The organism is Bacillaceae bacterium S4-13-56 (assembly GCA_040191315.1).
Taxonomy (GTDB): Bacteria; Bacillota; Bacilli; order Bacillales; family JAWJLM01; genus JAWJLM01.
On record JAWJLM010000001.1, the window covers coordinates 100565 to 118299 of the forward strand.

At 37.0% G+C, this 17735-nt stretch carries 20 protein-coding genes; all 20 read left to right on the forward strand.

Features of this window, described 5'->3' with window-relative positions; all coding sequences use genetic code 11:
• Positions 1-49: 49 nt before the first annotated feature.
• The 20 genes from topA (at position 50) to fliL (ending at position 17717) form a co-directional block, all read left to right on the forward strand.
• Positions 50-2125 carry a type I DNA topoisomerase gene (topA, locus tag RZN25_00510; GenBank protein MEQ6375314.1) on the forward strand — a complete coding sequence of 692 codons (2076 nt, stop codon included), beginning with the start codon at positions 50-52 and terminating at the stop codon, positions 2123-2125.
• A gap of 471 nt (positions 2126-2596) precedes the next feature.
• Entirely contained in the window at positions 2597-3493 is an 897-nt protein-coding gene (xerC, locus tag RZN25_00515) for a tyrosine recombinase XerC (protein ID MEQ6375315.1), read from the forward strand.
• 34 nt (positions 3494-3527) lie between these two features.
• Positions 3528-4070 carry an ATP-dependent protease subunit HslV gene (gene hslV, locus RZN25_00520; GenBank protein MEQ6375316.1) on the forward strand — a complete coding sequence of 181 codons (543 nt, stop codon included), beginning with the start codon at positions 3528-3530 and terminating at the stop codon, positions 4068-4070.
• A gap of 19 nt (positions 4071-4089) precedes the next feature.
• Positions 4090-5481 carry an HslU--HslV peptidase ATPase subunit gene (hslU, locus tag RZN25_00525; GenBank protein ID MEQ6375317.1) on the forward strand — a complete coding sequence of 464 codons (1392 nt, stop codon included), beginning with the start codon at positions 4090-4092 and terminating at the stop codon, positions 5479-5481.
• Between the two features lie 33 nt (positions 5482-5514).
• Complete coding sequence (codY, locus tag RZN25_00530; GenBank protein MEQ6375318.1) at positions 5515-6294, forward strand: GTP-sensing pleiotropic transcriptional regulator CodY; 780 nt, start codon at positions 5515-5517, stop codon at positions 6292-6294.
• A gap of 594 nt (positions 6295-6888) precedes the next feature.
• A complete protein-coding gene (gene flgB / locus RZN25_00535; protein MEQ6375319.1) occupies positions 6889-7272 on the forward strand; it encodes a flagellar basal body rod protein FlgB in 384 nt (127 codons plus the stop codon).
• Between the two features lie 2 nt (positions 7273-7274).
• Entirely contained in the window at positions 7275-7730 is a 456-nt protein-coding gene (gene flgC / locus RZN25_00540) for a flagellar basal body rod protein FlgC (GenBank protein MEQ6375320.1), read from the forward strand.
• A gap of 11 nt (positions 7731-7741) precedes the next feature.
• Positions 7742-8044, forward strand: a complete 303-nt coding sequence (fliE, locus tag RZN25_00545) for a flagellar hook-basal body complex protein FliE (protein ID MEQ6375321.1) — start codon at positions 7742-7744, stop codon at positions 8042-8044.
• A 46-nt stretch (positions 8045-8090) separates the two neighbouring features.
• The gene (fliF, locus tag RZN25_00550) at positions 8091-9680 is read left to right on the forward strand and encodes a flagellar basal-body MS-ring/collar protein FliF (GenBank protein ID MEQ6375322.1); all 1590 of its coding nucleotides are present in this window, start codon (positions 8091-8093) and stop codon (positions 9678-9680) included.
• A 12-nt stretch (positions 9681-9692) separates the two neighbouring features.
• Positions 9693-10706: a flagellar motor switch protein FliG gene (gene fliG / locus RZN25_00555; protein MEQ6375323.1), complete on the forward strand. Its 1014-nt coding sequence runs from the start codon at positions 9693-9695 to the stop codon at positions 10704-10706.
• A complete protein-coding gene (gene fliH, locus RZN25_00560) occupies positions 10699-11442 on the forward strand; it encodes a flagellar assembly protein FliH (protein ID MEQ6375324.1) in 744 nt (247 codons plus the stop codon). Before fliG ends, fliH begins: the two co-directional genes overlap by 8 nt.
• A gap of 32 nt (positions 11443-11474) precedes the next feature.
• Positions 11475-12755: a flagellar protein export ATPase FliI gene (gene fliI, locus RZN25_00565; GenBank protein ID MEQ6375325.1), complete on the forward strand. Its 1281-nt coding sequence runs from the start codon at positions 11475-11477 to the stop codon at positions 12753-12755.
• Positions 12755-13198, forward strand: a complete 444-nt coding sequence (gene fliJ, locus RZN25_00570) for a flagellar export protein FliJ (protein ID MEQ6375326.1) — start codon at positions 12755-12757, stop codon at positions 13196-13198. Before fliI ends, fliJ begins: the two co-directional genes overlap by 1 nt.
• Before the next feature lie 8 nt (positions 13199-13206).
• Entirely contained in the window at positions 13207-13776 is a 570-nt protein-coding gene (locus tag RZN25_00575; GenBank protein ID MEQ6375327.1) for a hypothetical protein, read from the forward strand.
• Positions 13777-13806: 30 nt separating this feature from the next.
• Positions 13807-15207, forward strand: a complete 1401-nt coding sequence (locus tag RZN25_00580; GenBank protein MEQ6375328.1) for a flagellar hook-length control protein FliK — start codon at positions 13807-13809, stop codon at positions 15205-15207.
• A 9-nt stretch (positions 15208-15216) separates the two neighbouring features.
• Positions 15217-15651 carry a flagellar hook assembly protein FlgD gene (gene flgD / locus RZN25_00585; GenBank protein MEQ6375329.1) on the forward strand — a complete coding sequence of 145 codons (435 nt, stop codon included), beginning with the start codon at positions 15217-15219 and terminating at the stop codon, positions 15649-15651.
• 14 nt (positions 15652-15665) lie between these two features.
• Positions 15666-16037: a TIGR02530 family flagellar biosynthesis protein gene (locus RZN25_00590; protein ID MEQ6375330.1), complete on the forward strand. Its 372-nt coding sequence runs from the start codon at positions 15666-15668 to the stop codon at positions 16035-16037.
• 89 nt (positions 16038-16126) lie between these two features.
• Complete coding sequence (flgG, locus tag RZN25_00595; protein ID MEQ6375331.1) at positions 16127-17032, forward strand: flagellar basal body rod protein FlgG; 906 nt, start codon at positions 16127-16129, stop codon at positions 17030-17032.
• Between the two features lie 48 nt (positions 17033-17080).
• On the forward strand, positions 17081-17305 hold the full coding sequence (locus RZN25_00600; protein ID MEQ6375332.1) for a flagellar FlbD family protein: 225 nt from the start codon (positions 17081-17083) through the stop codon (positions 17303-17305).
• Positions 17295-17717 (forward strand): flagellar basal body-associated protein FliL, encoded by a 423-nt coding sequence (gene fliL / locus RZN25_00605; GenBank protein MEQ6375333.1) that lies wholly within the window; start codon positions 17295-17297, stop codon positions 17715-17717. The genes RZN25_00600 and fliL overlap by 11 nt, the downstream gene beginning before the upstream one ends.
• The last annotated feature ends 18 nt before the right edge of the window (positions 17718-17735 follow it).

A 17735-nucleotide genomic window follows, 5' to 3' on the forward strand; every position in this document is an offset into this window, starting at 1 on the left:
TATAAATAGGCATAATCATCAAGTAATACCTCTATGGGAGGATCGTAGCATGGCAGATTATCTTGTAATAGTAGAGTCTCCAGCAAAAGCAAAAACAATTGAACGATATCTGGGGAAAAAATATAAAGTAAAAGCATCCATGGGACATGTCCGTGACTTGCCTAAAAGTCAGACGGGTGTTGATGTGGAGGATAATTTCAAACCGAAATATATAACGATCAGAGGAAAAGGTCCTGTTCTAAAGGAATTAAGAACCGCTGCAAAAAAAGCCAAAAAAGTTTATTTGGCAGCTGACCCAGATAGAGAAGGAGAAGCTATTGCGTGGCATTTAGCTCATAGTCTTGAGTTAGATGACACTTCTGATTGCCGAGTGGTTTTTAATGAAATAACAAAAGAAGCCATTGTTGAGTCGTTTAAGCATCCTCGTGGAATTGATATGGACCTTGTCAATGCCCAACAAGCTAGAAGAATCTTAGACAGATTAGTTGGATATAACATTAGTCCTTTGTTATGGAAAAAAGTAAAAAAAGGATTAAGCGCTGGTCGAGTACAGTCCGTAGCCGTTCGACTTATCATTGATAGGGAAAAGGAAATAAAAAATTTTAAGCCTGAGGAATACTGGTCTATTTCTGCTCAATTTAAGTATAAGAAAGAAAAATTTGAAGGAGCATTTTATGGGGTGGATGGTGAAAAGGTAGATCTCTCCTCGAAGAAAGATGTAGATGAAGTTTTAAATCAACTTAACGGAAGTGATTTTAACGTTGATAAAGTAAACAAGAGAGAGAGAAAGAGAAACCCGTCAGTGCCATTTACTACTTCTTCCTTGCAGCAAGAAGCTGCACGTAAGCTTAACTTTCGTGCTCGAAAAACCATGATGATTGCTCAACAACTTTATGAAGGAATTGAATTGAGCAAGAAAGAGGGTACAGTCGGTTTAATCACCTACATGAGAACGGATTCTACAAGGATTGCAGATTCTGCTAAGAAGGAAGCTGCTGACTTTATACAAAAAGAATATGGTAAGGATTATTTAGGAGAACAAAAAGGGGCTAAGAAATCTCAAAATGCACAAGATGCACATGAAGCTATACGTCCTACATCATCCTTTCGAAACCCTAAAGTGGTGAAACAGTATCTTTCTAGAGATCAGTATCGACTCTACAAATTAATTTGGGAGCGTTTTATTGCAAGTCAAATGGCTCCAGCGATCATGGATACTGTAACGGTTCATTTGTTGAACCAAAAGGTTGAGTTCCGTGCTACTGGATCCCAAGTTAAATTTAAGGGATTCATGAAAGTTTATGTAGAAGGTACTGATGATGAGAAAAAGGAAGAAGATAAATTACTTCCTGATTTAATTGAAGGAATGAAAGTAAAGGCTGATACAATAGACCCTAATCAGCATTTTACTCAACCACCTCCAAGATATACAGAGGCACGATTAGTTCGTACAATGGAGGAGCTAGGGATTGGGCGCCCTTCAACTTATGCACCTACTCTTGACACGATCCAACGCAGAGGTTATGTTGCTTTAGATAATCGCCGTTTCATACCAACTGAGCTTGGAGAAATAGTAACCAGTATAATGAAAGAGCACTTCCCAGAGATAATTGATGTTGATTTCACCGTTAAAATGGAAGGTGATCTGGATGCTATTGAAGAAGGAAAAGAACAGTGGGTAAAGGTTATAGATTCCTTCTATGGTGGATTTTCAAAAAGATTAGAAAAAGCTGAAGAAGAAATGGCTAAAATTGAAATTAAAGATGAGCCAGCAGGGGAAGATTGCGAACAATGCGGAAGTGAAATGGTATTCAAAATGGGTCGGTACGGCAAGTTTATGGCTTGTTCAAATTTTCCTGAGTGCCGAAACACGAAACCTATTCTAAAAGAAATAGGGGTCAAGTGTCCGAATTGTAAAGATGGGAACATAGTTGAGAGAAAGAGTAAAAAACGGAGAACATTTTATGGTTGTGATAATTTCCCTGAGTGTGATTTTGTTTCATGGGATAAACCAATTAACCGTCCCTGTCCGAAATGTCAATCACTGCTTGTTGAGAAAAAGCTTAAAAAAGGGATACAAATACAGTGTACGAAGTGTGATTATAAAGAACAGCAACAACAGTAAGGATATTTCCTCAATGTTTTTGAATAAGTACCTTAATAAAAAATGATTCCTTAATTGGGAATCATTTTTTTACAAGATAAAGTATAAAATTTGTCTAACTCCAGCGAAAAAGCTTCATCGAGTAATCTTCGAAGTTTTAGCCGACGATCCTTAATATCGGTGAGGTTCACCGCCTTACGTCGATGTCCACAAGAAATGCTTCTTAAGAATTTTCTTCGCAGAAACAAGTGTTTTTCTTGTTTCGAAGGGCGCTTGCGCTTTTCTTACTTTTTATTTTTTAATTTCCTATGTGTGTTTGACTTCAACGTAAGAGAAAGATATAATTTCGAATGGTAAGTAATAACACTTGACAAAATAACAACAAATATAATGTACAATTCAGAATTTTGTTACAATTTAGTAAAATCCATTGCAAAATAAAATGTCATATGTTACGATTTAATCGCCTTATGTGAGGTGGTGAATAAGAGGTTGTTTTTAAAGTGGAATCATGCATTCGTTGAATACTTGCAGCTTGAGAAAAATGCTTCCGAATATACGATTGAATTTTATCAGAAAGATTTGGATTCCTTTTTCTCTTTTCTACATAGGGAGGGTATTTTAGACCTCGAGGAAGTAACTTTTTCGATGATTCGAGTTTATTTAACAGATTTACAGGAACAGAAATTGTCAAGAAGGAGTGTATCACGAAAAATTTCAAGTTTGCGTTCCTTTTACAGGTTTTTAGAGAGAGAGGGGCATGTAAGTGGCAATCCATTCTTAGCTGTCTCTTTACCAAAGCTTGATCATAAAATCCCTGATTTTTTATATGAGGAAGAGATGAAACCACTATTTTCTATTAGTGATCTATCGACACCGCTAGGCCAAAGAAACCAAGCTTTGCTTGAGCTCTTATATGGTACGGGGATCCGAATAAGTGAATGTACCTCTTTAACGGTAGAGGAAATTGATTTTTCGATTGGTACGATCCTTGTCCACGGGAAAGGTAGAAAAGAAAGATATGTTCCTTTTGGAAGATTTGCTCAAGAAGCAATTGAAACCTTTTTGGAAGATGGACGTAAGAAGTTATTAAATGTTTCTAAAGAAGATACAAGTGTTGTTTTTTTAAATGGAAAAGGGAAGCCTCTCACACCAAGAGGGGTTCGGTTTATTTTGAACCAGATGGTGGAACAAGCGGCTTTATCTATTAAAGTGTATCCTCATAAGCTAAGGCATACATTTGCTACCCATTTATTAAATGAAGGAGCAGACCTTAGATCAGTTCAAGAATTGCTCGGTCATGAAAATCTTTCAACAACACAAATATATACCCACGTAACTAAGGAACATTTACGTAAAATTTACTTGAAAAACCATCCTCGCGCATAGCATTTTAAGTTTAAAGGAAATGAGGTGTGGGACCATGATAGATAGCTTTCACGCAACGACTATTTTTGCCGTTCAACACAATGGCCAATGTGCCATGAGTGGCGATGGTCAAGTGACATTTGGAAACGCTGTCGTTATGAAACACAAAGCGAAAAAAGTAAGAAGATTATTTAATGGGGAAATACTAGCAGGATTTGCAGGTTCAGTGGCAGATGCTTTTACTCTTTTTGAAAAATTCGAGGGAAAACTTGAAGCATACAATGGGAATCTTCAGCGTGCTGCGGTAGAACTAGCAAAGGAATGGAGAAGTGATAAGGTTCTTCGAAAGCTGGAAGCAATGTTGATTGTAATGAATAAAGAACATATGTTTATTGTTTCAGGAACGGGAGAGGTTATAGAACCTGATGATGGAATTTTAGCCATAGGTTCAGGAGGACACTATGCATTATCGGCTGGAAGAGCGCTGAAACGTTATGCACCTGAAAAAACAGCAGAAGAAATTGCTAAAGCTGCGTTAGAGATTGCCGGTGAAATATGTGTCTATACAAATGATCAAATTGTGCTGGAGGTATTATAATTTAGGAGGCGTTTCTTAAATGGAACATTTAACACCACGACAGATTGTGGATCGTTTGGATCAATTTATCATCGGGCAACAGGATGCCAAAAAAGCAGTTGCTGTTGCTTTAAGGAACCGTTATCGACGTATGATGCTTGATGATAAATTAAAGGATGAAATTGTTCCAAAAAATATTTTGATGATAGGACCAACTGGTGTAGGGAAGACGGAGATTGCGCGACGTTTAGCAAAACTAGTTGGTGCACCTTTTATTAAGGTGGAAGCTACTAAGTTTACTGAGGTAGGCTATGTGGGACGAGATGTAGAATCCATGGTTAGAGATTTACTTGAAACTTCTGTCCGAATGGTGAAAGAAGAAAAAATAGAAGCTGTGAAAGATAAAGCAATAGACCTTGCGAATAAAAGTTTGGTTAAATTAATTGTTCCGGAAAAAAAGAAACAGGCGCAATTTAAAAATCCATTTGAAATGCTCTTTTCAAATACACAGGAAGATCCTTCTGACCAAGGGAAAACAGAAGAGAAAGATGAAATTGACTCAAAAAGAAAACAAATTGAACATCAGCTGGCCTTAGGTGAATTGGAGGATACCATGGTTAATGTAGAGGTTGATGAACAAACACCGTCGATGTTTGATATGCTACAGGGATCGGGTATGGAACAAATGGGGATGAATATGCAAGATGCCTTTAGCCAATTCATGCCCAAGAAAAAGAAAAAGAGACGCTTGCCTGTTTCGGAGGCAAGAAAACTTCTTATTCATGATGAGGCCCAAAAGTTGATTGACATGGATGAAGTGACACAGGAGTCTATCAACCGTGCGGAACAATCAGGGATCATTTTTATTGATGAAATTGATAAGGTTGTAGGCAAAAATGAGGGACAAGTGAATGTATCACGTGAGGGTGTGCAACGTGATATCCTTCCAATAGTGGAGGGATCGACTGTAATAACCAAATATGGCCCTGTAAAAACAGATCACATGCTTTTTATTGCTGCGGGTGCTTTTCATATGGCAAAACCTTCTGATCTCATCCCTGAACTTCAAGGCCGCTTCCCAATTCGAGTAGAGTTGAAGAAACTCACCGTTCAAGACTTTGAGAAGATTCTTAGAGAACCTAATAATGCTTTACTTAAGCAATACAAAGCGCTTTTACAAACTGAGGGTATAAACATTGAATTTTCTGACGATGCTGTTCATAGGTTGGCAGAAGTGGCCTATCAAGTGAATCAAGAAACAGATAACATTGGTGCAAGGCGTTTGCATACTATCCTTGAAAAGCTCTTAGAGGATTTGTCCTTTGAAGCTCCAGATATAACAATGGAGAAGATAGAAATCACAAAAAATTACGTAGACGAGAAACTCTCGTCCATTGCTAAAAATAAAGATTTAAGCCAATTTATTTTATAAAACATTGCTGTATAAAGGACTAGGAGGAAAAAAATGAAACTTTTAGATCGTGCTAGAATGATTAATGCTATGCTTCAAAAAACAACTGGGAAATCAGTTAATTTTAATGATGTAGCCGCGATATTACGTAATGCAACAGAAGCAAACATCTTCATTGTTAGTCGTAGAGGGAAACTTTTAGGTTATGCCATTAAGCAGGAAATTGCCAATGAGCGTATGAAGCGTATGTTAGAAGAAAGACAATTTCCAGAAAGTTATACAGAAAACCTGTTCCAAATTCGAGAAACTACACCAAATCTTGATATTAATAGTGAATATACAGCATTTCCAGTTGAAAACAAAGATTTGTTTAAAGATAGTTTAACAACAATAGTACCTATTATTGGTGGCGGAGAACGCTTAGGAACCTTGATTCTAGGGAGATTAACCGAGAGTTTTTCAGATGATGACCTACTACTTGCTGAGTATGGAGCAACTGTTGTTGGAATGGAGATACTCCATGAAAAGACGGAGGAAATTGAAATTGAAGCTCGAAGTAAAGCGGTTGTCCAAATGGCTATTAGCTCTTTATCTTATAGTGAACTTGAAGCAATTGAACATATTTTTGAAGAACTGGAAGGTAATGAAGGCTTGCTAGTCGCAAGTAAAATAGCTGATAGAGTTGGAATTACGCGTTCAGTAATTGTTAACGCACTTCGCAAGTTGGAAAGCGCGGGTGTCATTGAATCTCGTAGTTTAGGGATGAAGGGAACGTATATCAAGGTTCTAAACAATAAATTTCTGATTGAACTTCAAAAAATGAATGCAAAATAAACTAAAAATAGTCAAGGGAGATTATCCCTTGGCTATTTTTATATAGTATCAGCTATATATAGGTTGAAGTGAAAAAAAGGGGTTCCTGATTTTCGAAAGATAATAAAGCAAAAAATCTGTCTAGCTTCAGCAAAAAAAGCTTCATCGAGTAATCTTCAAAGCTTTAGCCTCAAAGCTACATAGAGCCTCTTCGCAGAAACAGGTGAATGTAACTTAGAAAAATAATTTTCTTCTATATAAATATGTCATTTTAGAAAAAAACTTTGCTCAGCACCCCCATAAATAATGATTTCGCATTTCAATAATGTTCGTAATATGTCATAATATAGCTATGTTTGTCATATGCTCAACAATATTTTTACAAGATTTTCATTACATACATTTTGTCGTCTCTTTTTATTATAAAAATAGATTTCAAGACTTTAACCTATGTTATTACCAAATTATAGGGTATAGCGAGTCGCCATTTGTCGAATTCAACTGAACGATAATTGTTTTTTAGTGATATCACCTCATGACATTGTTGGTATTTTTTCTTTACAATAAAATAAAAGATAGGTCATTTATCATATTAATATTATGAGGAGGGAGAATATGTCATTTTTTGGAGATACAATTCAAAATCTCGAACGATCACTAGATTATGCTTCGGCAAAAAACAAGGTGATCAGTCAAAATATCGCAAATATTGATACTCCGGGATATAAAGCAAAATCAGTTGAATTTAAGAATGTATTAGAGTCAACTCTGGATGCAAAACGAACGAATCCTAAACATATTCCTTTTCAGAATGATAACCTTGTTCCTTATCGAATCAAAGAACAGCAGACTACAGCTTATAACCATAACGGAAACAATGTAGACATTGATAAGGAGATGACCGAGCTTGCCAAGAATCAAATTTATTATCAGGCTTTGGTCGATCGAATAAACGGAAAGTTCAATAGTTTGGAAACTGTTCTTAAGGGAGGTAGATAAGGATGAGTATTTTTGATTCGTTAAACATTAGTGCAAGTGGTTTAACAGCACAACGTCTTCGTATGGATGTCATTGCATCAAACTTATCAAATGCAGAAACCACGAGAGCTATTCAGAATGAGAATGGCGAGTGGGAACCTTATCGGCGTAAAATGGTAGTTTTTGAGCCGAAGGAAACACCCTTTCAAAGCTTCTTGCAAAAGGCACAAGCAGATACGGTATCAGTTGGTAAAGGTGTAAGGGTTCGAGAGATAGTAGAGGATCAAGAGCCATTTAAGAGTGTTTATAATCCATCTCATCCAGATGCTGATGAAAATGGTTATGTAATGTTACCGAATGTTGATCCATTAAAGGAAATGGTGGATTTGATGAGTGCCACTAGGTCCTATGAAGCTAACGTTACTTCAGTCAACGCAACGAAGGATATGTTATTAAAAGCATTAGAAATTGGAAAGTAGGAGGGGAATAAATGTCGAGTATACAGGTGATTGGAAGTCAGCTAAGCCCATTGGAAAACATAAATCTTAAAAAAGTTACTCCGGGAGAAGCCCAAAGTAATTTCGCTGGTCAGCTTCAAAACGCTATTAATCATGTGAATCAAACGCAAATTCAGTCTGATTCAAAAACGCAGGCTCTAGCAAATGGAACCATTGATGATCTTCATGACGTTATGATAACAGCTCAAAAAGCCAGTATAACCCTTCAAACAGCCGTAGAAGTTCAGGGTAAAGTTATTGAAGCTTACAAAGAGATTATGAGAATGCAGATTTAGTGAATACGTTTTACATCAATTTTTGGATGTGGATTTGGGGGAAAATATGAACGAGAAACTACAGCTATATATACAAAAAGTGACGAATTTTTGGACGGAACGGTCATCAGCACAAAAAAGCATGATGATTGGTGGGGTGGTATTAGCAGTATTACTCATTTCTGTTCTCAGCTATTTTTCCTCCCATCCCAAAATGGTTCCATTATATAGTAACCTAACCATCCAAGAGGTAGGACAAGTGAAACAAGAGCTTGAAGCTAGGGCAATCCAACATGATGTCGGACCAGGAGGAACAACTATTTTAGTTCCAGAAGATAGTGTGGATTCCTTGTTGGTAGATTTAGCTGCTGTCGGCCTTCCTAATACAGGCCATATAGATTATTCCTATTTTAGTCAAGACTCATCGTGGGGGACAACAGATAGTGAGTTTGAGATGGTTCGCTTGGACGCCACGCAAACAGAGTTAGCTAATCTGATTACGCAAATTGATGGGATTTCAAAAGCTAAAGTGATGATAAACCAGCCGGCTAATCCTGTTTTTATAAGCGATGTAGAAATGGAATCATCTGCATCTATTGTTATACATACAGATCCGGGTTTTCGATTCGATCCAAATCAAATCCAAGGTCTTTATCGGTTAGTTTCTAAGTCAGTACCGAATCTTCCAACTGAAAACATTGTGATCATGAATCAAAATTTTGAGTACTTTGATTTAGAAGAAGAGTACACAAGTGGAAATACCTATGCTACACAACAACAAATAAAGAAAGATGTTGAAAAGGACATCCAACGAAGAGTACAGCAGATGCTTTCCACAATGATTGGGCAAGAAAAAGTAATGGTTTCGGTAACCGCTGATATTGATTTCACTCAAGAAAATCGCGTAGAAAATATCGTTGAACCAGTTAACCTAGCGACTATGGAAGGGCTACCTGTAAGTGTAGAAAGAATAAGAGAAACATACTCTGGTAATCCACCAGTTGGCGGAGTAGCAGGAACTGGGGATGAAGATGTTCCAAACTACAACACAGAAGTGGAAGGAGATAATGGCTCCTACGAATTAGTAAAGGAAACCATTAATAACGAGTTTACAAGAATTACGAAAAACATTCAGGAAAGCCCTTATAAAGTAAGGGACTTGGGGATACAAGTCGCTGTAGACCACGCTAAAATGCAACAAAATGGTGAAGAAATTCAATACCTTTCTGAAGAGGAGCAGGAAACCGTTAGAAGTGATATCACTTCTATTTTGAGTTCCATTGTTAGTACATCCGTTTCGAAGGATTATGGGGAAGTGATACCTGACAATAAGATATCTATTGTATTCCAAGAGTTCAATGGAAGGACACCTGTTGCACAAACACCTCCAGCCTTCACGATTCCTTATTGGATTTATGTTGTTGGTGGGGGAGTATTACTGTTAATTGTTATTTTAATTGGGTTATTGTTGCGGAGAAGAAAAAACAAGGAAGAAGAGATTGAAGAGTTCAAACAAGAAGAGATGATCTCTATCCCGGAAATTGATCAAGAAAAAGAAACAGATTCAACAGCCAGAAGAAAGCAGCTTGAACGATTAGCAAAAGAAAAGCCAGAAGATTTCGCGAAACTTTTAAGATCATGGATTGCAGAGGATTAAGGAGGAAGGATTATGCCGAAACATAAAGGAGAATTGACAGGACGACAAAAAGCGGCACTTCTTCTCATTTCCCTAGGACCTGACGCATCAGCCCAGGTATATAAACACTTAACAGAAGAAGAGATTGAACAACTTACATTAGAAATTTCTTCAGTAAAAAAAGTGAACTCTTCTCAAAAAGAGGAGATATTAGAACAGTTTCATGAGATCGCCCTTGCTCAAGATTATATTGCTCAAGGTGGAATCGCGTATGCAAAGACTGTTCTCGAAAAGGCTCTAGGATCGGAAAAAGCAAGTATGATAATCAATCGATTAACATCTTCCTTACAAGTTAAACCTTTTGATTTTGCAAGGAAAGCGGATGCGGCGCAGATTTTGAATTTTATACAGAACGAACATCCACAAACTATAGCGCTTGTCCTCTCCTATTTGGATTCGGTACAAGCTGCACAAATACTTTCCGAATTGCCCCAAGAAATGCAAGCCGATATAGCTAAAAGAATCGCATTAATGGATAGTACATCACCGGAGATTATCAATGAAGTTGAACAAATTCTAGAACGGAAGCTATCAGCTACAGTAACTCAGGATTATACACAAACTGGTGGAATTGAAGCAGTTGTAGATGTGTTAAATAGTGTTGATCGATCAACGGAAAGAACAATACTTGATGCATTAGAAATACAAGATCCGGAGCTTGCAGAGGAAATTAAAAAGAGAATGTTTGTTTTTGAAGATATTGTGACATTAGATAATCGAGCTATACAAAGAGTAATTAGAGATGTTGAAAATGAAGATCTAATGCTCTCGCTTAAAGTTGCAAGTGAAGAGGTTAAGGATATTGTTTTTAAAAACATGTCAAAACGTATGTCTGAGACCTTTCAGGATGAAATGGAGTTTATGGGTCCTGTTCGCTTAAGGGATGTAGAAGAGGCACAAACTCGAATTGTAGCTGTAATTCGTCGTTTAGAAGAAGTGGGGGAAATTGTAATTGCACGTGGTGGAGGTGATGATATCATTGTCTAATCTTTCCTCTACCAGGGTAATTGGACTAAAGTCGATCGAAATTCGTCAGGAAGGTTTGCACCACGACGAGGAGACTATTGAGAATTCTAAAGAAAAAATGATGTACAAATTTCAACAGGCTGAACAACAGCTTCAAAATGCTCAAAATCAAGCGGAAGCTCTGATCGAGAAAAGTAAGCTTCAAATAGAGGAAGAAAGAAAGCAGTGGGAAGTAGAAAAGGAAGAACAAAGGAAAAAGGCGATTGAGGACGGCTTCCAAGAAGGCTACCAGCATGGACAAAAGAAGGCATATGAGGATTACAAAAGTTCCCTTCAATTTGCTCAAGATACGATTGATGAAGCCAGAGTTGAGTATCTGAACATTATTAATCAATCAGAAGAGACTATTCTCGCGCTAGGTATAAAAATCGCAAGTAAAATTACACGATTATTATATGAGGATAAACCGGAGACATTCACTGAGCTTATCAAGCATGCTATCCGTGAAATAGAGGACCAACCTCAGATCAAAATATTTGTTCATCCGAAATATTATTCTTTTGTAATCGAACAAAAAGATGAACTGTTAGCAATTGTAAATCCGAAAGCGGAGTTACTGATATATCCCCATGATGAGCTGAACTCCGAAGGTTGTTATATAGAATCACCTATCGGAAGAATAGATGCAAGTATAGATACGCAGCTCCTTCATATCAGAGAAAAACTGTTCGAGCTCATAGAGGAGGAAAAGGGGTGAAAGTTGATTTCTTACTAGATGAAATTGAAAGAATGGATTCGTATAAGAGGTACGGAAAAATTCACCGAGTAGTAGGATTGACGATTGAGTCAAAGGGTCCAGAAGCGAGTGTAGGAGATCTTTGCTATATCCATCCTCCAAAGAAAAAAGGGCAAAAAATTCCTGCTGAAGTGGTGGGATTCCATGATGAAAATGTACTCTTAATGCCATTTCATTCTACACAAAACGTAGCTCCGGGATGCTTGGTAGAAGCAACTTCCAAGACTTTGGAGGTGAAAGTGGGAAGAGGTCTTATTGGTAAGGTGATCGATGCATTTGGCAAACCATTAGATGGTAAAGATCTTCCGAAAGGATTGCGCTCAGTTCCGACAGAACAGCAGCCGCCAAATCCACTGACAAGAGCTCCTATTTCTGAACCGTTACAAGTTGGTGTTCGTTCCATTGATGCTCTACTGTCAGTTGGTAAGGGGCAAAGAGTGGGGATTTTTGCCGGAAGTGGGGTTGGAAAAAGTACTTTACTAGGTATGATAGCTAGAAATAGTAATGCTGATCTAAATGTTATAGCGCTATTAGGAGAAAGAGGACGAGAGGTTCGAGAATTTATTGAAAAGGATTTGGGCCCAGAAGGGTTGAAAAAATCCATTCTTATCGTCGCTACTTCAGATCAACCGGCCTTAATGAGGATAAAAGGAGCTTATACAGCAACTGCTATTTGTGAATATTTCCGTGACCAGGGACTTCACGTTAATCTCATGATGGATTCAGTTACTCGAATTGCGATGGCCCAGCGTGAAATCGGGTTAGCGATAGGGGAACCTCCTACAACCAAAGGATATACACCTTCTGTTTTTGCGATTTTACCTAAGTTGTTGGAAAGGACAGGTCCAAATCATATTGGTGCAATAACAGCCTTTTATACCGTATTGGTTGATGGTGATGATATGAATGAGCCGATTGCAGATTCAGTTCGAGGAATACTTGATGGACATTTCGTACTGGATCGAAAATTAGCTGAACAAGGACAGTTCCCAGCAATAAATGTTCTTAACTCTATTAGCAGGGTAATGAATCAGGTCGTTGTTCCTGAACATCTTTCCTCTGCTGAAAAATTAAGATCGCTTTTAGCAACCTACAAAGAAAATGAAGAGCTTATTCAGATTGGAGCCTACAAAAAAGGTTCATCACGAGAAATAGATGAGGCTATTCAATATTATCCCAAGATCATTTCATTTTTAAAGCAAGACGTTCATGAACAAGTAACAAGAGATTCATCCATAAATCAACTGGTAGCATTGGTTGGAGGTAATAGGTAATGGGGAATATTCAATCTCTATCAAAGATTTTGAACATCAAAGACCTTGAAAAACTATCTCTTCAAAAGGAATACAAACAAATCGTAGAGCGCTTTGAAGATGTGGGTACAAAACTTTATCATGTGTTGAAAAAAAAAGAGGAAGCTGAAAAAACGGTAGAGGTAGGGTTGAAAAATAAAATGGAGGCTCATTCCCTATTTAGCTACTATCAATACATCGACAAACTTGCACATGAAGAAAGTGATCTTCAAAACGAGCTTCAAAACATACGTATGGAAATGGATCTTAAACAGCAAAAACTTACAGATGCTCATGTTGAAGTTAAAAAATTCGAGACATTGATCGATAGACAAAAGCAATACATAAAAAAGGAAGAAAATAGAATGGAAGCTTTATTCATGGATGAGTTATCCATGCTTCAATTTGTAGCAAAGCGAAATTAGGTGATGAAATGGCGAAGGATGAAAAGAATTCTGAAAAAACAGGGAAAATCAAATGGATTTTTTTTATCGTTGTCATCCCTTTCCTATTTGCCGTTGCTGTTACCTTACTTATTTTGACTGTAGCTGGAATCAATCTTTTTGATATAGCAGAAAAGTACGGGAAAGAAATTCCAGTTGTTAGAGAGTGGGTTAGCCAAGAAGAAAGTGCAGAAGAACAGTTAGATAGGTATAAGAAAATGGTTAGTGATTATGAACAGGAGATAACTTCTTTAAACCAAACCATTGAGGAAAAAGAAAGGTCAATTTCTAAATTAGAAAATCAACTGCAAGAGTTAAATCTTGTCTTAGATCAAACTAAAGAAAAGTCTATAAACATTGAAGAAGCAATGACTAACATTTCACAATCATTTGTAGAGATGGATCCTATTAATGCAGCTAATATTCTTGAAAAGTTAGAAGAACAAACAGCTTTGAAGTTACTGGAAAAACTGCCGAATGACACTAGAGGGAATATTCTCGCCAAGATGGACCCAGAAGTAGCTGCAAGACTAACAGAGTTGCTTTTGCAAAATCTATAAAAAGTTAGCCACTTGAAAGGAGGTGAAACAGTGAACACGATCATACAGTCAATGCCAACTTCTAGCATCAATTCGTTGTTTATGGGCAATAAAATACCAGAAGGAAACACATCACCCTTTAGTCTCCTTTTTAGTTCCGAAACGTCAAAGGATTTAGAAATCGATACGTTGGCTATGAACAATCTTACTCCAATTATTGAAGATCTTTTAAGAAGTATTTCTAAACTACTAAATAGCCTACAAGAAGGAGAAAAACCGGCTCCTAATCAAGAGGAAAAGGAGTTAGAGTCGATTAGTCAGCTTATAGAAGATTTGAGCTCTCAAAATCAGCTTTTTGAAGGAATAAAGCGAAGTCTGACAGAGGAGTTTGCAACTTTTTCTTCAGAAGAAAAGATGGAACTTTTGACATTCATAAAAAAACATGTCATTGAAATGGATGAAACTGCAACAACGTCTAATTACATCCAGAGTTTTTTTATTGATACAGCTCAAGTCATGATGACACCTAACTTTTCAGATTTAGATGTGGAGAAAATAACCAGTATTACTCAAAGTCTATACACCTACTCTGAGATGATCAGTAAAGAGGTTAATAGATTTTTAGCTCATTCAGGGGATTCGACTGAACAGTTAAAGGCGGCAGCACTAATTTTACAACAACTGAGGGAACTAACTAGTTTTCTAAAACAACAAAGTATCCAAGTGAATGATTCGAGTCAGTTATTCAAACGGATTTTTAGTGGAGGGAAACTTGAATCGAATCAACAGGAAATGATTCAAATACTGGTTCAAAACTATTTACGAAGGACATCTACAACTCCTAAAGGCAACTATGTACAGAATGCAACAGTCACTACACAAGACATTTCCAAATGGATAACACAGGCTATGGAACGACAAGGGATGACATTAAAAACTACGAATCAAACCCTTTATGTTCCTGAGGGTAACAGTATGCCAATGTCTAAGATTGAACAATACATTATACGTCTCCCAGTAAACCAACAGCAACAAAGACAATTTTTACAAGAATTCCAAAAAGTAGTTCAAAAAAGCCAATTCCTTCAACAAGGAGGAGTTCAACAGCTTTCCATTCGTCTACAGCCCGAGAATCTAGGAAACATGTTGATGAGATTTGTAGAAGTTGATGGGGAAATGGTTGTTAAAATTACAGTAACAAGCTTAGCAGCAAAAGAATTATTGGAAGGTAATTTGCACCAGCTTAAACACATGTTTTCTCCTCACCAGGTAGTTGTAGAAAAACAAGAAACTCTACAACAGCAAAGCTTTCTTAGTCAAAAGCAGCAGGAACAATTAAATAAAGAACAGCAATCAAGGCAAGAACAACAACAGCAACAAAGACAGGAAAACCCAAAGGAAGATCATGAGGAATCCGTATTTAAGGAATTTTTATTAAATATGAAGGTATAGGTGAAGGAAATGAAAATTGATTCATCCGTGTATTTAGATCAGCAACAGAAAACGAATGGTTCATCCGGTAGTACTCTTGGAAAAGATGATTTTCTAAAGCTATTAATGGCACAATTGCAAAATCAAGACCCATTAAATCCAATGGAAGATAAAGAATTTATTTCTCAGATGACAACTTTTTCTTCCTTAGAACAAATGATGAGTATGCGCCAGGCTATAGAAAAAATGGCTGATAATCAACAAATTAACCCAATCGTACAATATAGTTCATTTATTGGAAAAGAGGTTGACTATCAAGATATTGATGAAAGTCAGGAAATAATAACCTCAAAGGTTACTTCAGTTTATAAAATTGGAAATGGTGTAGAGTTAGAATTAGAAAATGGGTCGAGAATAACCCCGGAACAGATAACACGAGTTGGAAAGGATCAAATCAATGAATAGAGGTGGAATAGTAAATGGATCATAGAATTCATCATTTGGCACCGCAACCTTTGCCATTAAAAAGAACTGTTCCCCAGCCGAATACAGATTTTCATGGAGTATCCTTTAAAGATATACTCCAGCAAGAAAGTGATTTAAAGATTAGTAAACATGCTACTCAGCGTATGGAAGACAGAAATATCACGATTGATTCTTCCGGTTGGGAAAAAATTAATCGATTAGTCAGTGAGGCAAGGTCTAAAGGTATCACTGATTCACTTGTGGTTACAAAAGATGCTGCGCTCATTGTTAGTGCAAAAAATAAAACGGTTGTCACAGCTATGGACCGGAAAGAAGCTTCTTCACAAATTTTCACTAATATTAATGGAACGATTTTAGTAGATTAGGCTGGACCGTAATGGAGGCCTAATTGTCACTGTGGACCGATTGAAGCAGTGAAACAATCAAAAACAAAATAAGAGAGGATTGAAGTCTCATGTTACGTTCAATGTATTCAGGTATTTCAGGTATGAAAGCTTTTCAAACTAAGTTAGATGTTGTGGGAAATAATATCGCTAATGTAAATACAAGTGGATATAAGAAGAGTGTCATCTCATTTAAAGATATGATGAGTCAAACAATGACAGGTTCTCAAGCTCCTGTGGCTAATGCAATGGGTAACCCAATAAGAGGAGGAATTAACCCCTCTCAGGTGGGATTAGGAACAACTGTTGGTTCTATTGATACGGTCCATACTCAAGGAAACCGACAAACTACAAATCGTCCACTAGACTTGGCTCTCGAGGGAGATGGAATGTTTGTCCTCGCAGAAGGGAATGGAACGGCCATCACAGGATCCAATATTGATGAAACAATTGCATCTATTTCTTTTACAAGAGCTGGAAATTTTTATTTAGATAGCCAAGGATATATTGTCAATTCAAGTGGTAAATATTTAATGGGTGAAACAACATCAGTCTCTACCGCTGATTACATTCGCATTCAAATTCCGGGAGACGCGAAGAGCTTTAGTGTAGGAAAAGATGGTAGTGTAAATTACGTAGATTCAACAGGCACCGCCCAGATAGCTGGTTATATCAAGCTAGCTAAGTTTTCCAATCCAGGAGGTTTGGAGAAAATTGGGGGGAGCGAATATCAATTAACTTCCAATGCGGGTTTAACAGATTCGACTGGAGCAGTTGTACAAGCAATTAGTACCCTTTATCCAGCAGGTCAAAACGGTGCAGCCCAAATTGTAGCTGGAGCATTGGAGATGTCGAACGTTGACCTTTCTGAAGAATTCACAGAAATGATTACTGCTCAGCGTGCATTCCAAGCAAATACTAGAATTATTACAACTTCAGATGAAATTCTTCAGGAACTTGTGAATCTAAAACGATAAGTGAGGAGGATAGGAGCTGAAGTATAACTTTAGCTCCTCCTTGTACATATGATTCCTTTAAACAAATTAAATGGTGAAGAGTTTATTTTAAATGCCTTATTAATTGAACAGATTCAGTCCTTACCAGATACAACAATCACATTGATATCAGGTAGGAAAATGGTCGTTCGAAACTCATTAGACGAAGTTATGGAAAAGATTAAAAAGTATCATCAGGAAATAGGCTTACTTGGAATTTCTGTAAAGGCTGGAGGGGAAGAGTATGAAAGGTAATGTATATAAAACCATGCTTATCATTCTCATAGGAATTACTTTAATAGGAGTAGCAGCCATCGTTGTTATAGTAAACGTTAAAGATTCAGAGGCCAAAGGGTCAGAACCTTCTCTGGAGGAAATTATAGAAAATTCCTTTGATACGGAAGAAGTTGTTACAAATTTAAAAGATGATGGATTTGTCAAAATCCAATTTAAAATTGTAACTGATAGCCAAGAGACCAAAGAAGAACTATCTCTTGGAGAATTTCAGATTAGAAATATAATCATAAAAGAGTTATCAAAGATGGAAAAAGAAGAATTTAATACAGGACTAGATAATATTGAGCAATTGATCAAACTTCGTTTAAATGAAACTTTAGAGTATGGAAAAGTAACGGATGTCTACACCATCAACAAATTATTACAATAACTCTCCATATGTAAATGG

Excerpts from the sequence above, each read along its gene's own strand:
- topA (MEQ6375314.1), top strand. The coding sequence starts at position 50 with ATGGCAGATTATCTTGTAATAGTAGAGTCTCCAGCAAAAGCAAAAACA.
- hslV (MEQ6375316.1), top strand. The coding sequence starts at position 3,528 with ATGATAGATAGCTTTCACGCAACGACTATTTTTGCCGTTCAACACAAT.
- hslU (MEQ6375317.1), top strand. The coding sequence starts at position 4,090 with ATGGAACATTTAACACCACGACAGATTGTGGATCGTTTGGATCAATTT.
- codY (MEQ6375318.1), top strand. The coding sequence starts at position 5,515 with ATGAAACTTTTAGATCGTGCTAGAATGATTAATGCTATGCTTCAAAAA.
- flgB (MEQ6375319.1), top strand. The coding sequence starts at position 6,889 with ATGTCATTTTTTGGAGATACAATTCAAAATCTCGAACGATCACTAGAT.
- flgC (MEQ6375320.1), top strand. The coding sequence starts at position 7,275 with ATGAGTATTTTTGATTCGTTAAACATTAGTGCAAGTGGTTTAACAGCA.
- fliE (MEQ6375321.1), top strand. The coding sequence starts at position 7,742 with ATGTCGAGTATACAGGTGATTGGAAGTCAGCTAAGCCCATTGGAAAAC.
- fliF (MEQ6375322.1), top strand. The coding sequence starts at position 8,091 with ATGAACGAGAAACTACAGCTATATATACAAAAAGTGACGAATTTTTGG.
- fliG (MEQ6375323.1), top strand. The coding sequence starts at position 9,693 with ATGCCGAAACATAAAGGAGAATTGACAGGACGACAAAAAGCGGCACTT.
- fliI (MEQ6375325.1), top strand. The coding sequence starts at position 11,475 with ATGGATTCGTATAAGAGGTACGGAAAAATTCACCGAGTAGTAGGATTG.
- fliJ (MEQ6375326.1), top strand. The coding sequence starts at position 12,755 with ATGGGGAATATTCAATCTCTATCAAAGATTTTGAACATCAAAGACCTT.
- RZN25_00575 (MEQ6375327.1), top strand. The coding sequence starts at position 13,207 with ATGGCGAAGGATGAAAAGAATTCTGAAAAAACAGGGAAAATCAAATGG.
- flgD (MEQ6375329.1), top strand. The coding sequence starts at position 15,217 with ATGAAAATTGATTCATCCGTGTATTTAGATCAGCAACAGAAAACGAAT.
- RZN25_00590 (MEQ6375330.1), top strand. The coding sequence starts at position 15,666 with ATGGATCATAGAATTCATCATTTGGCACCGCAACCTTTGCCATTAAAA.
- flgG (MEQ6375331.1), top strand. The coding sequence starts at position 16,127 with ATGTTACGTTCAATGTATTCAGGTATTTCAGGTATGAAAGCTTTTCAA.
- RZN25_00600 (MEQ6375332.1), top strand. The coding sequence starts at position 17,081 with ATGATTCCTTTAAACAAATTAAATGGTGAAGAGTTTATTTTAAATGCC.
- fliL (MEQ6375333.1), top strand. The coding sequence starts at position 17,295 with ATGAAAGGTAATGTATATAAAACCATGCTTATCATTCTCATAGGAATT.